General features: G+C 50.1%; 14 protein-coding genes. 6 read left to right on the top strand and 8 right to left on the bottom strand.

Annotation, left to right across the window (positions count from 1 at the left end; all coding sequences use genetic code 11):
• Positions 1 to 109 precede the first annotated feature (109 nt).
• Positions 110 to 229, top strand: coding sequence for a cytochrome P450 (locus tag AS151_RS22780; protein ID WP_244532948.1), 120 nt, complete (start codon positions 110 to 112; stop codon positions 227 to 229).
• A 90-nt stretch (positions 230 to 319) separates the two neighbouring features.
• Here AS151_RS22780 and AS151_RS08475 read toward each other — a convergent pair whose 3' ends face one another.
• The 4 genes from AS151_RS08475 to AS151_RS08460 form a co-directional block, all read right to left on the bottom strand.
• Positions 320 to 556 carry a DUF167 domain-containing protein gene (locus tag AS151_RS08475; protein ID WP_071516614.1) on the bottom strand — a complete coding sequence of 79 codons (237 nt, stop codon included), beginning with the start codon at positions 554 to 556 and terminating at the stop codon, positions 320 to 322.
• A gap of 49 nt (positions 557 to 605) precedes the next feature.
• Positions 606 to 2672 carry an AAA family ATPase gene (locus AS151_RS08470; RefSeq protein ID WP_071516613.1) on the bottom strand — a complete coding sequence of 689 codons (2067 nt, stop codon included), beginning with the start codon at positions 2670 to 2672 and terminating at the stop codon, positions 606 to 608.
• Positions 2669 to 2905 carry a hypothetical protein gene (locus AS151_RS08465; protein ID WP_343327425.1) on the bottom strand — a complete coding sequence of 79 codons (237 nt, stop codon included), beginning with the start codon at positions 2903 to 2905 and terminating at the stop codon, positions 2669 to 2671. The genes AS151_RS08470 and AS151_RS08465 overlap by 4 nt, the downstream gene beginning before the upstream one ends.
• Positions 2906 to 3122: 217 nt before the next feature.
• On the bottom strand, positions 3123 to 4517 hold the full coding sequence (locus AS151_RS08460) for a DNA phosphorothioation system restriction enzyme (RefSeq protein WP_071516611.1): 1395 nt from the start codon (positions 4515 to 4517) through the stop codon (positions 3123 to 3125).
• 496 nt (positions 4518 to 5013) lie between these two features.
• Here AS151_RS08460 and AS151_RS08455 point away from each other — a divergent pair, with 496 nt between their 5' ends.
• Entirely contained in the window at positions 5014 to 5688 is a 675-nt protein-coding gene (locus AS151_RS08455) for an SDR family oxidoreductase (protein WP_071516610.1), read from the top strand.
• A gap of 6 nt (positions 5689 to 5694) precedes the next feature.
• On the opposite strand, the gene AS151_RS08450 is transcribed toward AS151_RS08455, so the two are convergent.
• A complete protein-coding gene (locus AS151_RS08450; protein WP_244532946.1) occupies positions 5695 to 6120 on the bottom strand; it encodes a hypothetical protein in 426 nt (141 codons plus the stop codon).
• A gap of 79 nt (positions 6121 to 6199) precedes the next feature.
• Between AS151_RS08450 and AS151_RS08445 the strand changes: the two genes are divergently transcribed.
• Positions 6200 to 6289, top strand: a complete 90-nt coding sequence (locus AS151_RS08445) for a cytochrome b6-f complex subunit PetN (protein ID WP_071516609.1) — start codon at positions 6200 to 6202, stop codon at positions 6287 to 6289.
• A 249-nt stretch (positions 6290 to 6538) separates the two neighbouring features.
• Here AS151_RS08445 and AS151_RS08440 read toward each other — a convergent pair whose 3' ends face one another.
• Positions 6539 to 7711 carry an LL-diaminopimelate aminotransferase gene (locus AS151_RS08440; RefSeq protein WP_071516693.1) on the bottom strand — a complete coding sequence of 391 codons (1173 nt, stop codon included), beginning with the start codon at positions 7709 to 7711 and terminating at the stop codon, positions 6539 to 6541.
• Positions 7712 to 7931: 220 nt separating this feature from the next.
• Positions 7932 to 8126, bottom strand: a complete 195-nt coding sequence (locus tag AS151_RS08435; protein ID WP_071516608.1) for a hypothetical protein — start codon at positions 8124 to 8126, stop codon at positions 7932 to 7934.
• A 384-nt stretch (positions 8127 to 8510) separates the two neighbouring features.
• Between AS151_RS08435 and AS151_RS08430 the strand changes: the two genes are divergently transcribed.
• Positions 8511 to 11171 carry a TIGR03960 family B12-binding radical SAM protein gene (locus AS151_RS08430; protein WP_071516607.1) on the top strand — a complete coding sequence of 887 codons (2661 nt, stop codon included), beginning with the start codon at positions 8511 to 8513 and terminating at the stop codon, positions 11169 to 11171.
• Positions 11172 to 11920: 749 nt separating this feature from the next.
• On the opposite strand, the gene AS151_RS08425 is transcribed toward AS151_RS08430, so the two are convergent.
• On the bottom strand, positions 11921 to 12118 hold the full coding sequence (locus tag AS151_RS08425) for a hypothetical protein (protein WP_139240579.1): 198 nt from the start codon (positions 12116 to 12118) through the stop codon (positions 11921 to 11923).
• Between the two features lie 47 nt (positions 12119 to 12165).
• Between AS151_RS08425 and AS151_RS22045 the strand changes: the two genes are divergently transcribed.
• Both AS151_RS22045 and AS151_RS08420 read left to right on the top strand, forming a co-directional pair.
• Entirely contained in the window at positions 12166 to 12312 is a 147-nt protein-coding gene (locus tag AS151_RS22045) for a hypothetical protein (RefSeq protein WP_170861350.1), read from the top strand.
• Positions 12313 to 12514: 202 nt separating this feature from the next.
• Positions 12515 to 14689: an Rne/Rng family ribonuclease gene (locus AS151_RS08420; protein WP_071516605.1), complete on the top strand. Its 2175-nt coding sequence runs from the start codon at positions 12515 to 12517 to the stop codon at positions 14687 to 14689.
• The last annotated feature ends 175 nt before the right edge of the window (positions 14690 to 14864 follow it).

Here is a 14864-nt window from a genome sequence, read left to right as displayed (position 1 = left end):
GTGCCTTCTCCTCATTTCCGCCTTCAGGTGATTGGATAAACAAATTTGGTAGGGTGGGCAATGCCCACCCTACTCTAATTCTCTTTCGACAATGGAAATGAAGTTGATTTTGGCTACAATTCTAGCAAACCATCGATTGAAATTGGCAAGCGATCGCTCGATTCAACCGGTTCGTCGCGGCATTACTTTTGTGCCTTCTCCTCATTTCCGCCTTCAGGTAGTTGGATAAACAAATTTGGTAGGGTGGGCAATGCCCACCCTACTAGCTATTTTCGTAACATCTTTCAGATTCGAGCAACGATAATGGTTCGCAATAGCTTCAATTTGATTTTAGCAGATCGATTTCTATCAATTTCCTGCGACTTCCCTGACCGGATTTTATCGTCACTTTAGAAGCCGCAACGCCAAATTCTTTGCCAATTAACTTGATAAGTTCTTTATTGGCTTTGCCATCCACAGGCGGAGATTGAATGCGAGCCATATAACTCCCATCGCTATTGCGAAATAATTGAGAATTTTTTGCATTTGTTTTGACGGTTACTTGGATTTTGGTCATATTTTCCCCTTCTCCGTGTGTGGTGAGCGAAGTCGAACCGCCATTTTCCTCAATCCACTTCTAAAATCTCCGTATACTCAAACCCATTATGACTTTCTCTGACCAACGGATAGCGATCGCCATTCACTTCAATCCAATCTTGTTCGCAATCAGACTTAGGAGAATTGTACACCAAAACATATTGCTTGCCCAGATAGGGATGAATTTCCGCAGCCACCTCTCCCCGCCACTGGGTTTTGGTTACCAAAATCACCAATTGATTGGCTAGCGTCGGCAGGGTTTTGGCAATTTGCCGTCGGTAAACCTCATCCAAACTGCCAAACGGCGAATCCATAACAATCGGAAATGTGCTACTATCGGGAGCCATAATGGTATTGCGGCGACTCCAATCTCGCACTCGGTCAATAATTGCTCCAATAAATGCCAGCGATAAAATTTGATGTTCTCCTGTGGAAGCAGCAACCGTTGCCTCGCTACCGGCAGTATTTTCTACCAAGGTAAGTTCGTATTTTTCGCTAATTTTGGGAATATAAGGCGTAAACGAAATTTGGGAAAATAATTCCTGCACTCGCTGCTGTAATTGCCAGCGAAAATTGGTATCCAGACGGTTTCGCATTTGCTGCATTCTATCCGCCGCTTCCTGGGTAGAAGCAATGCGGCGTTGCGTTAAAGCTTGTTTGACTTCTTTGCTTTTGTGTTTGGCAATATCCCGTTCCAAAGTTACCAATTGTTCCGTTAAATGTTCGAGTTGCTGGGTGTTGGAACCTTGTTCTAAAGTTAACTCGCGAATTTTGTTGTTGGTATCGTCGAGGCGTTTCTGTAAATTTTGTACGGCTTCTACGGGATATTCCCGCAATTTTTCGCTAATGGTATCCAGTTCGGTTTCTAAATGGGAGATTTTTTCCCGGTAATCGTGAATATCTCCCTGCAAGCGATCGACGGTATTCCAAAATACCGGCACTAAATTGTCAATATCCTCGATTTTAGCACGAATCCGAATAATTGATTCTTCAATATCGGCAGAACCGGCACGATCCATCCAGGATTCTACTTGCTGTCTGGCTTCGTTGTCGCTATCCAAGTCTTTGCCACAAATACAACGACTTTGCTGCAATAAATCTTTGACAAATTGCTGTTTGATGCCGGTGGGAAGTTCTCCTTTTTTCCGCAAACGTTCGATCAGTTGGCGAAATTCTTGGATACTATCGGAAAGAAAGACGGCGTAGCCTTGGGTGGCGATGGTTTTTTTGAGTTGGTCGTAGGCGTTGCTGAGTTGTTTTTGCAGTTCTTTTTTCTGGGTTTCTAGTTGCTGTCGTAGTTGCTGCAATTCTTCCGAACCACTTAATTGTAACAAGCGATCGCTAATGGTTTTTCTAATTTCTTCTTGATGTTCCAACTCCTGAATAACTTCGTTTTGCCGCTGGGAAAGTTCCTCCTTTTCCGTTTCTAATCGCTTTTTCTCTTCTAGCAAGGTTTTGGTCTGGGTATCGCCAATCGCTACCAGTTCGTTTTCCAATAATTTCTTGACTTCAAACAAATGACGAATGGAACGGTTGACCACTTCAATGCCTAACAAAGTCTTGGTGGCTTCTGCCATTTCGCTTTTGTTATCGTAGCGAACAATTTTCTCAATTCGCTCGCCATTGAAAAAGAAATAGGGAACCAAACTGCTGGGCAAAATTCGCCCTAAAATGTCTTCTGGATGCTGGGTAGGAATTAACCATTTGCCATCGTCGCCCGCTACTTGTAAGAATAGATCGCTTTTTCCCACTTCTGGACGATCGCTTTGGGGATTTTTATAAGCTCGAAATGCCCGTTTGGCTTGGTAGCGATTGCTATCGTGTTCGAATTCTAAAGCCACCCAACATTCAATTGGTTTCCTAGGCTTTCCTTCCGCAAGGGCACGTTTGTTGACCAATTGGTCGGGAAACTCCAAATCACCGCTTAATTTTTCGTACAAAACCCAAGTAAATGCATTGAGCAATGTGGTTTTTCCAGCCCCATTGTTTCCATGTAAAATGGTTGTATTTTGATGGGGTGAAACGGCAAAATAAATGGGAGGTGTTTTGCCGTAGAACTGACGAAAATTACACAGCTGAATGGAAACGAGCTTCATTGCACCACATCCTTAACAATTTTGAGAATATCCTCGTTAATAAAACGCGGGGTTTTCATGTAGAGTTTGTCTTTTTCCAACTGCAGAACCTGCATAATGATTTCCCGCACTTCTGGAGATGCTTCGTTAACTGGCTCTTCCACATCCTCCAGTTTTAGCTTGCCTTCGTAGGAAGCTCGTTTTTCAGCCAATGCTGTTGATATGGCTTTGACAGCCCCTGATAAGTATCGCAAACCTATTTACCTCCCGACGAGCTTGACAGTCGATTGTTTTTGCCATAGATACTATTGTACGCTGGGTCGCTGTTGTGATGGTAGCTACCGTTGGAGAATTTTGGAAAAATTTTACAGAGTTTCTTCAATTTGGAGAAATTGCCTGGTAGAATTTAGCGATCGCGCTACCATATAAACTTTTTTTTCTAAATTTCCTCTATTTTTTTGTCAGATAATGCTACATATCCAAAAGTCCATATTTTTCTTGCAATTGTAGCAGCGTGATTCTAGCTTCGCCGGCATTATCAGCCAAATCGGCAAACTCAATAAATCTTTTTAATTCTTTTTTTAGCAAATTGCGTTCCACCTCCCAAGTATCGCGGTCTAACTCCGGTGGTACCACAATGGTGTCGAATAAGGTAGCTCGCTCTTTACCTGGAAAAGGGCGTAAAATCCTGCCCCGTCGCTGGATAAACTGTCGAGGATTGCTGCTGCTTGCCAAAATGACGGCGGTCTGAATGGCAGGAATATCCACTCCCTCATCCAAACACCGCATGGCAACCAATCCCTGCAACTCACCGCGTTCAAATTGCTTTCGCAGGTTTTCCCTTTCGGCAATCGGCGTTTCGGCGGTATAGGTGTTCACGCGATATCCCAATTCCAATCCCAGCAGTTTGGTGACACTTTGGAGTTGGTTGCGGGTGGCAGCAGAAGGCGTCTGGCTGGCTTTGCTACCATCACCGCAGTAAAAGAGGGTATGGGAAGTATGCAGGCGTGTTTTCATTAAATTTCGCAAGGCAGCGAGTTTGTTGGCGGCTGCCCCCACCAATCTGGCTCTTTTGGTTAGCAAGACGGTGAGGGTTTCGTTGTTTTCCCAGTCGTCGTCTTCTTGCAATGCCCAACCAATGCGTCGCGATAGTTTGGCGTAAGCCAGGGTTTCCGATTCGGTGAGTTCGATGAAAATGGGATGGTAGGTGTAGCGTGCCAGGGCCCCTTGACGAATGGCATCGCCTAAGGTAAGCTCGGGCTGCAAGACTTTGCCGAAGTAATCTAATAAAGTTTGGGTACCCACCTGGTCAAAATGTCGTTCTGGGGTGGCACTGAGGGCGAGGCGTAAGCCAAGATTTCTCGGCAAGGCGGCTTCGAGTTTGGGTGCCCCTAAATGATGGGCTTCGTCGCCTACGAGTAAGGTTTTTTCGGGAAAATAACGCAGCAGCGACTGAAATTCAGTTCTGATGAAACTGGCGTTGGTGGTAATGACGGTGAGGAAAGGTTGGTTGCCCCGACGCAGGTTGTATACTTGGGTGGATAGTTGGTGTTGCCAGCTGGCGGTGCTTTCAAAGGCTAATATGGGTCGCAAACCAAATTTGGCGGTTTCCCTTGCCCATTGGGAGACGAGGTGGCGGTAGGGGCAAAGAACGATGAGTGCTTGCAAGCCAATTTTGCGGTATAGTTGGGTAGCGATCGCTAAGCTGGTGATGGTTTTGCCACTGCCGGTGGCCATTTTTAAGGTGCCTCTGCCTTGGTTGGCAAACCAATTGGCTACGGCTTGTTCTTGATACCATCGCAACTGTAGCGAAGCAGGCATCTGTGGGGTTCCTGGGGTTGCCCAAGCCAAGTAGTTGCCAGACATGATTGCATGGTTGGTGTGAAAGTTTTTTGTATTATCCAGCGATCGCTTCTCACACGCAAGCCTAGCCGTCGGGGCAGCTAGGCTTTTACGGATGTTATTTATTTGTGAAACCAAAAATGGAAACGTTGCTAAATCCGAAAATGGAATTTACAGTAGAGAAATACAACGAGGGTTTACAGCGATCGCTGTCAGCTTTTCTGGCTAGCATCCCAGGTTCAATTACCTAGGAATACTTCAGACAGCGACTGGCTCTTAGACCGACGACACCTTGTCTAAAGCCAACAATGGTTTTCGCTTTTTTCATATATCCTTGGTGTCTATAATCCTAAAATAGCATAGTTTTTGCCCGGTGCCACCCTTTTGTTGCAAAAGTTAACAATTTACTGGTGGACAAGCGATCGCTTTTCAATCAAACTGACCGTAACCATCCCCAAAATGGGGGGTTGATAGCGATTGCTTCACCAGACTTTGATTTTCCGTTCTATAGGTTCTATCTATGCCAGATACAGCTACGATCTTTTTAGCAGGTGCCAGTCGAGGCGTAGGTTGGGAAGTAGCCTCATTGCTAGCTTCTCAAGGCAAACCCGTTAAAGCCATGTTGCGATCGCCCGATGCCCGCAACGCCTTAGAAAAATTAGGCGCTACGGTAGTAATGGGGGATGCCTTGGAAATTCAAGCTGTGGAAGCAGCCATGCAACCAGAACCCATTCCTGCAGTTATCAGCACCATCGGTGGTTTGCCCAAAGATGGTGGCACCCGTGCCGACTTTTTGGGCAACAAATATTTAATCGATGTCGCCAAACAAGTAGGCGTCAAAAAATTTATTCTGGTTTCTTCCATCGGTACCGCCGACAGTGCCAAAGCCTTAAACCAGCAAACATTAGACGTTTTGGGTCCAGTTTTGGCAGAAAAAGAACAAGCCGAACAATATTTAGCCACCAGCGGTCTCACTTATACAGTTATTCGCCCCGGCGGTTTAAAATCAGAACCACCCACCGGCAACGGCATTCTCACCGAAGATTCTTCCGTGGCTGGCACCATTACCCGGGCAGATGTGGCACAACTGATTTGCGAGTGTTTGACCTCGGATAAAGCCAACAACCGCATTTTAGCAGCGGTAGATAAAGACACCGTGCGTAGTTCAGCTCCCTACACCGAATTTTTTTTGTAGGTCATTCTACTCAAATGGTTTGACCCAACCTTGCTGCATGGCTACATCTAGCGTAATGCCCGCGATCGCAAATAACAAGAGACTTTCCGAACCTAAAATGGTCAGTGTTAAAAAGGCATTGGTGAGGACAATTCCCACATCCGCCTGCCCGCACGCACGCACCAAACCAAACGCCAACACAACGCCCAATTTTACCTGTACGTTAGAGAGAGTACGCACCGCATAGCGATAGGTAATGCCAAACAACCCACCGCTCCCCCCAGCCATAGCTGCACGTACCAGTAGCTGCCAATCCCAGGAAAAGCGATGCCACAGCCACTGATGTCCCAGGGCAAACAAACTGAAAAAGACCAATACAACCGTAGCAGCGATCGCACCTGCTTTGAAAGATTCCCATCTTTGCATGGCATCCAACTCAGATCCGAATTTCACAGCTTCCCCCTCTTTGCATTACAATTATTTCTGATAGATATCCTGTAGCCGTTTCATTGTTTTATTTGCGAGGAATTGTATGGATATTCTGAGTATTGGCTGGGCTGCTTTGCTAGCCATGTTCACCTTCTCGATTGCCCTTGTGGTTTGGGGACGTAGCGGCTGGTAAGGTTACGTCGTCAGGTTGTTGCCCTCAACTTCTACCAAGATAAGAGATTGGGTTATCCGTCTCAAAAGAGGGCAGCACCACCGCCCCCCCTGCCAATGGGTTTGGGTTCTCTTGACGCTACGGAAACTTAGAAATTTCTAAAATCATTTATAGCAACGCCAATATCGGTTCCATGTTGGTAGCCATTATCGTCTAAAAAATTTTGCAGGTTTGGCTTATGGCTGGCAAGGATCTCCCTCTTTTCAAAATCTACTGATAGTAAACTCCAGCCTCCTCCATCCGCTGGATAGCTTCAGTCAGCCGAGAAGTGGGCGCAGTGAGGGAAATACGGAAAAAGCCTTCGCCGTAGTTGCCGTAACCGCTGCCTGGCGGGACCAAAATGCCGCATTTTTCTAGCATCATATTGGAAAATTCTATGGAGGTATAGCCGGCGGGCACTGGCGTCCAAACATAGAGGGTGGCTTTGGGGGGCTCTAGCTGCCATCCCAGCGATCGCAGTCCTTCTATGAGGATATCGCGTCTTTTTTGGTAGGTTTGTAAAGTATTTTGCAGTTGCGGCAAGGGTGAGGTGGACAAGGCAGCGGTGGCAGCTTCCTGGATGGCTTTGAAAACGCCGGAATCGACGTTGGTTTTGACTTGGCTGATGCCGCGAATGGCGGTGGCGTTGCCGGCAACGAACCCGATTCGCCAGCCGGTCATGTTATAGGTTTTGGAGAGGCTATGGAATTCTACAGCGATTTCTTTGGCGTGGGGAATTTCTAAAATGCTGGGAGGTTGGTAGCCGTCGTAAGCCATCTCCGAGTAGGCGTGGTCGTGGCACAGCAAAATATTGTAGTGCCGGCAAAAGTTTACCAGTTCTGTGAAAAAATCTAAAGAAGCGATCGCACCGGTGGGATTGTTGGGATAGTTGACCCACAGGAGTTTGGCTTGCTGGGCAACGGTTTCGGGAATGGCTTGCAGCTCTGGTAGAAATCCCTTCTCTGGCAGCAAGGGGAGGAAAAAGGCTTCGCCACCAGCAAAAATTGTGGATGTGCGGTAAACAGGATAGCCGGGGTCTGGCAGGAGCGTGAAATCTCCTGGGTCTACAAAAGCCAAAAAGGTGTTATGAATGGCTTCCTTTGACCCGAGGGAGGCTAGCAGTTCCGTTTGTGGGTCGAGGGTGACGCCAAAACGACGCGCCATCCAAGCAGCGGCAGCTCCCCGAAACTCTGCGGTGCCGTTGTAGGGGGGGTAATTGTGGGTGTCGGTGCGGTCAACGGCTGTATGGATCGCTTCTAAAATTGGGGAAGGCGGACAGCGATCGGGATCTCCTACTCCTATATTGATAATATCAACGCCTTGTTGGATTAATTCGTTTTTTTTGCGATTGAGATGGGCAAATAAATAGGGCGGAATTTTTTCCAAACGTTTGGCAAACTGAATGTCCATTCTGGCTTGATGGGAGAGACACGCATGGCAAGCGTTGTGTTGTCTTCTAGAAACGCTTTGCGATCGCCAGTTTACCCTATATGTGCCCCAGGCGAAATTGTTTTTTCCCGGAATTTATTGACAGGTATGCTATAATAATCCTCCGACTTATTTTTTTGAATTGAAGGAATAAGTAGAGCTAACAATTGCAAACCGATCGCTTGCCTTGGGATTCCTAGCGGCTAGGAACCAACTTAATACGCCCGGCATCCATTTCCTCCATTAAAAGTTCCAAAGCCTCGTAGTCGATATCAGAAATGTATCCGCTACGGGTTAATTCGTAGTTGATCCTTTCCTCAATTTCTGGGGTAAGCTGCTTAATGTGCAGCGCTGTTTCTACCAATCGTCGAATAGCAGCAGTAGCTTGCATGGTTGGATATATTGAAATCGATATTACTATGCTCTAGCGATTGGTGAAGAAATTCTGCGATCGCGGTTGCTTGCACGTGGTGATGTCGATCGCTGCTATAGTGGTATTTGGGCGTGGGAGCATAGAAAAATGGCACCGCCAGCCCGTGCAGCGGTTAGCCACCTGGGCGATGGTCCCAAGGGAACAGTTGTCATTCACACAAAAGGAAGAAAGCTGTTAAGATCGCAACGTACTATCCCCTACTTCACTGGCCGCAAATCGGGTTCGCTACTGACGACCAAATGGGAAGTTTCCCCACTGAAACGTGGGTGGGGTAGGTGGGTAGGACTTGCCAAAGCGAGTTTTAAATAAGGGATTGATAGAGGATTTTAACCGAGTTTTGCCGTGACAGTCGCAATTAAACAACTACTGACACCGGAAATCGCCCAACCTGCCCGCTATCTGGGCAACGAACGTGGTGCCTTCCACAAACCTTGGCAAAGCACCAACGTCCACTGGGTACTTTCCTACCCAGAAATTTACGAACTGGGCGCTTCCAACGTTGGGCACGTCATGCTGTACAGCATTTTAAACGCCCAACCGCGCCAGATGTGCGATCGCGCCTACCTGCCCGGTAGGGACATGATCGAAAAACTGCGATCGCAAAACATCCCCCTATTCGCCTTAGAATCCAAGCAAGCCGTACGAGACTTTGACATTGTCGGCTTCAACCTAAGCTACGAACTGGGGGCTACCAACATCCTGGAAATGTTGGAACTTGCGCACATTCCCCTAACCTGGAAAGAACGGGAAGCCAGGGAAGAATACCCTCTGGTTTTTGCCGGCGGTCAAACCGCCACCTCCAATCCCGAACCCTACGCCGAATTTTTGGACTTCATTGCCCTAGGCGACGGCGAAGAGCTGCTGCCAGAAATTGGTCTGGTGATGGAAGAAGCCAAAGCCGCTGGTTGGTCGCGTGCGGAAACCCTGCTGGAGCTAGCTCAAGTTCCCGGCGTCTACGTACCGAAATTCTACGACATGGCCGAAGATGGTGCCGTTCATCCCAATCGCTCGGATGTACCCGCACGCCCCATACGCCGCAACGCCGCCCCCATGCCCAGCTACGCCATTAGTTTGGTTCCCTACGTGCAAACCGTACACGACCGCCTAACCGTTGAAATTCGGCGCGGTTGCACCCGTGGGTGCCGTTTCTGCCAGCCCGGCATGCTCACCCGCCCAGCCCGAGATGTAGAGCCGGAAAAAGTAGTAGAAACGGTGGAAAAAGGCATGCGGGCAACTGGCTACAACGAATTTTCCCTACTATCACTGAGCTGTTCCGACTATCTATCCCTGCCGGCGGTGGGAACGGAAATTCACAATCGCCTTCAGGGGGAAAATATTTCCCTATCCTTACCCAGCCAACGCATCGATCGCTTCGATGAGAACATTGCCAATACCATCGGCGGCACCCGCAAAACGGGCTTGACATTTGCCCCCGAAGCTGGTACGCAACGCATGCGCGATATCGTCAACAAGGGAATTGCCAACGAAGACCTCCTCAACGGTATCAAAGAAGCGGTACGGCAAGGCTGGGAAAAAGTCAAGCTCTACTTTATGATTGGCTTGCCCGGGGAAACCGATGCCGACGTAATGGGCATTGCCGAAACCGTGCGCTGGCTGCAACGGGAATGCCGCTTGCCCAACCGCAAGCGACTGCAATTTAACATTACCATTTCCAACTTTACCCCCAAACCCCACACGCCATTTCAATGGCACTCCGTTTCCACCGCAGAATTTGAACGCAAGCAAGAGATGCTGCGTCAGGAATTTCGCCACATGAAAGCGGTGAAAGCCAACTTCACCGACGTGCGCATTTCCGCCATGGAAGACTTTGTCGGCAGGGGCGATCGCCGTTTGTCTTCTGTGGTTCGCCGGGCATGGGAACTCGGTGCTGGCATGGATGCCTGGTGGGAAAATTTAGACCAAGCCTTCCACGCTTGGACCCAAGCCATTGAAGAAGCTGGTTTGAGCTGGAAATATCGCCAGGTAGAAAACGGCGAGTGGAACGTATTTGACAGTCAAACCTCCCGCGAAAACAAGCAGCTGCATGAAATTCCCCTGCCCTGGGACCACATCAACACCGGCATTGATAAAAAATGGTTGCAAGAGGACCTGCAACGGGCACTCGAAGCGGTGACCGTGCCCGACTGTTCCTTCGACGCTTGCTCCCACTGCGGCGTTTGTACCCCCGAATTCGGTCACAACGTTGTGGCCCCAGCCCCGCCGATTCCCAAATTTGCCGGCCACCAAAAACCTAGCCAGGAAAAAGCCATGCGGCTGCGGGTTTGGTTTGGTAAATACGACAATATGGCGTTAATCGGTCACTTGGACCTGATGCGATTATTCGACCGTGCCGTGCGTCGGGCGGCACTGCCTATTAGTTTCACCGGTGGCTACCATCCCGGTCCGCGGATTTCCCCTGCCCAAGCCCTCTCGTTGGGAGCTACTGGCAGCGGCGAAGTGCTGGATTTTGAACTGACCCAACCCATGGCACCGGAGGCATTTTTAAAGCAGCTGCAGCAAGAACTGCCTGAGAACCTGCCCTTATATGCGGCGCGCGAAGTTCCCCTGGATGCGCCTTCAGCAACCCAACTTACCGAGAAGGCGGAATATCGCCTTGTCGTAGCAGCTGGGGAAAATACCGCAGCCTCATGGCAGCAGTGGGTGGCGGCCATTAACAACAGCAGCGAACTCTGGTGGCAGAAAACCACCAAATCTGGGAAAACCAAATGGATTAACCTGCGCGATCGCTTGTTTGAATTAGAGCTGCTGGACACCGCGCCCGCCGAAAACCCACCAACCGCCACCCTGCGATATGTAGGCAGCTGCCGTAACGACGGCAACATGCTGCGTCCGGAACACTTGGTCATGATGTTGGAACAAGTAAGCCAACAAGAAGTGCGATTGCAGCACACCCACCGCCAGCAAGTGATTCTGGCAGCCAACGAACCCGCCACATCTCCCCCCAACTACGTCACCGGCAACAAACCACTGCCGCTTTGCTAAGAAAACGCCTCGGGGTATAATGCCCTGTAGAGCGATCGCCCAGCTTTTCTCGCCCTTTGAATTGGTCTGAAAAGGAAAGTTGGGCGTTACCGGCAATCAGAAGTTGGCTCTGGTTGCCAGCTAGCAGGAAAACATACGACCGGAGCTAGCCCTTTCGCCAAAGCACGGCAGCCCGATGCCAAGGTTTTGCAAGGGGAATGGCACGGACAATCCGAGTAGCATGGTAAAAAAAGCGTCGAAACGCTGGGGAAGTTGCCCGAACAGCGGACAACAACCGACCCAATGGACGCGGCGGAGGTGGCGCTCCCCCTTCCCCAGCGATGGCGTCCGCACCTGGGTCGCAGCCAGCCACTCCCTACCAGCCGCATCCATTCTATGGCAAGTACTGGGCGTAGGAAAAAGCTCCTGGCATAGCGCTAGCCAGCTGTCCACCTTTGAAAACTTGGGCACAGGAGGTTGACGCGGTGGATGGCAGCTAGAACCAACATTTTCTAGGTATCTTCGCCCAAAAATATGCGGCTGTTGGATCCAGAAAGGGTCCAATCGCCCCAAGTAAGCTCTCTCGTTCTCTCCTCCAAGGCAGCAATGGTCTGCAACCGGTGCCCAAAGGACCATTGTTCCTGGAAAAACAACCAACCCATTGGTGGTTGCTCCAAGCTCTTTTCGCCAAGGTTAGGGTGCGCCAGGTCAACTGGTTTTCCCCAAATAAGGCAGTATTGGTTGCATCGAGAAGGGATTGCTGTCCCCATCTATGCCAGATAGGAAGAGAAAATTTCTTCGGCCCCCACCACACTCAGAACCTGCCAGCTGAGTTCCATTTTTTCTTCGTTCCTTGCATCTAGCAATTTTGGGAAATTTTGAGGAATTTCTATCGGGATTTTTTTGCGGGTCTGCACACCAAACAGTACATCCTTGATTGGACCTGGCAGCGATTTTTCAAACGCCAACGCCAGCCAACCTACTGCCTGGAAACGCAATTGTTCGTGCGGCGGATATGGCTAGCAAACCACGGAAAATTCCGAGCGATCGCGCCCTCCCAGACCCTTACACCGTAGCTGCTTGTCCCACCCATTGTGGGCAAACTGTTCTGAGTCGGGAGCGTCTATCCATGGCCAAAGGCAAACCAGATAGCCACCTCTAAAGTCCTTGTCACATCAGAAATTTTTATACTTCCCTTGCCCCATTTTCCGCGATTCGTTCCTTGAGAACTCGCTTCGCGAACCCACATCCAGCAACTAAAATTACCAAAAAAAGCATTTGTCCGTAGCGTTCGCGAAATAGTTTCCCCGTAGAAAAGGGGTCGCGAGCGAAGTATTCGTTTCGTTACGTTTTGAGGGAATTGAATGCCAAAACAAATAATTATTGCCGAACAGCACCGCATAGCCGCGGTTTTTGAAGCAGATAGGGTACAAGAACTCGTCGTTGCTACAGGAACGCACCAGGTTGGTGACATTTATCTGGGAATTGTCGAAAACGTATTGCCCGGAATTGACGCTGCTTTCGTCAATATTGGAGACCCAGAGAGAAACGGATTTATCCACGTTAGCGACCTAGGTCCTTTGCGACTCAAACGCTCTTCCGGTGCCATTACCGAATTGCTGGCACCGCAACAAAAAGCCCTCGTGCAAATCATGAAAGAGCCCACGGGAACCAAAGGACCACGGCTGACAGGCAACATTACCCTTCCCGGTCGCTATTTAGTGTTAATGCCCTACGGTCGGGGCGTTAACCTTTCCCGTCGGATTCGCCAAAGTGCCGAACGCAGTCGCCTGCGCGCTCTAGCAATTTTAAGCAAACCCGCTGGCATGGGCATGTTGGTACGTACGGAAGCAGAAGGCATGCCCGAAGAAGCCATTCTAGAAGATTTAGAAATTCTGCAAAAACAGTGGGAAAACATCCAACAGGAAACCCAGACCGTCAAAGCCCCGGCGTTGCTCAGCCGCGACGACGACTTTATCCAGCGGGTTCTGCGGGAAATGTACAGTACCGACGTCAACCGCATCGTGGTAGATTCTGCCAGCGGTTACAAACGGGTCAAACAGCATCTGGTGAACTGGAACCGCGGCAAATCTCCCCGGGGTGTATCCATCGACCAGCATCGAGAGCGCACCCCGGTTTTGGAATATTTCCGAGTGAATGCCACCATCCGCGAAGCTCTCAAACCCAGGGTAGAACTACCCTCGGGGGGATATTTGGTCATCGAACCCACCGAGGCACTGACGGTGATCGACGTGAACTCCGGTTCCTTTACCCGGTCGGCAACCGCCCGGGAAACCGTTTTGTGGACCAACTGCGAAGCGGCCACAGAAATTGCTCGCCAGTTGCGTTTGCGAAACATGGCTGGGGTGATCGTGGTGGACTTTATCGATATGGACTCGCGACGGGACCAGATGCAAGTGTTGGAGCAGTTTAACAATGCTTTGAAAGCCGATAAAGCCAAACCCCAAATCGTGCAGCTATCGGAGTTGGGATTGGTGGAACTTACCCGCAAACGCCAGGGCAAAAATATTTACGAGTTGTTTGGGCATACCTGTCCTACCTGCGGCGGTTTGGGACATTTGGTCCGCCTGCCTGGGGAAGGGGATACGCCAGCGGTGGAACCCACCCCAGCGACGCAACCGGAAGAGCCGTTGCCGACCATTGAAGACCGAGCCAGTGTGGAAGCAGGCAGCGAATGGCAGGAGTTAGAACTGCTCAACCATCCCAACTATCAGGAAGTGGGCAGCAGCAGTCGCCGTCGCCGCCGTCGTCGGGATGATGCCTTCGGTCGCGAGGAGGAAACGGAAGCACCGGATACTTCCCAAGCTCCTGCGCCGCCCATGCCAAGTAAAGAAAAGGAAATTGTGGCGGATAGTGCTCCCAGTGTCGATACTTCGCCGAAAGAGGCAAAAGAAACGAAAGACTTTAAAGAACCGAAGGAATCGAAGGAGTCGAAGGAACCCAAAGAAGAAGCTTACAGTTCCCGCACTCGCCCGGATACCCGTTCGGATAAGGGCATGCCAACGCCTTCTCCTTCTTCGCGGGGAGATTTTCGCCGCAAGTCCCGCGATTCCAAGAGCGAACTACCAGAACAGGTGACGGTGGAAATGACCCCGGAACAGCAGCAGGTGTATGCCATGATGGGGATTTCGCCTTTGATTCTGGCAGACCGACCGGTGAAGAATCCCAAGAATGCGGTGGTTACGGTGAAGACCCCAGGTGAAGACCAGGGTGAAGCAAGCTGGTCGGAGGCGTGGAACGATTGGTCGAACGTCCCTGCTTCGTCAGAGGCGGAATCTGAGGAAGCGACGGCTGCTCCGGTTTCTAGTGGGGAGGAGTTCCAGCAGCAGCCCTCTGCAGAACCCCTCCATACGGGATCCAGCGAATCTCGCCCCACACCAGCAACGGCAGAGTCGGGCAGCAGTGAGGGGTCGCGTTCGGAGGAGAAACCCACCAAGACGAGTAGCAACGAAGAAACGGAGAAAAGTACCACTACCGATACCCGTCGCCGCCGTCGCCGTCGCTCTTCTGCTAGTTAGGTGGGTACGGACATTAGGTAGATGTAAGGGAACCGGCGTCTGGAAGCGTCGCCGGTCCTTTCTGTGGGACTGGAACTTTGCGGATATTTTGGACTAACCCAATCACTGGACAAAAATTGACATTCGTGTTGATTGCGTTCGGTTAGTCCAGCCTTGGTCTCGTAGCAGACTCCGT

The organism is Geitlerinema sp. PCC 9228, assembly GCF_001870905.1.
GTDB lineage: Bacteria > Cyanobacteriota > Cyanobacteriia > Cyanobacteriales > PCC-9228 > PCC-9228.
The sequence above is the reverse complement of the archived record's forward strand: the minus strand, read 5'-3'. Positions and strand labels throughout refer to the sequence as shown.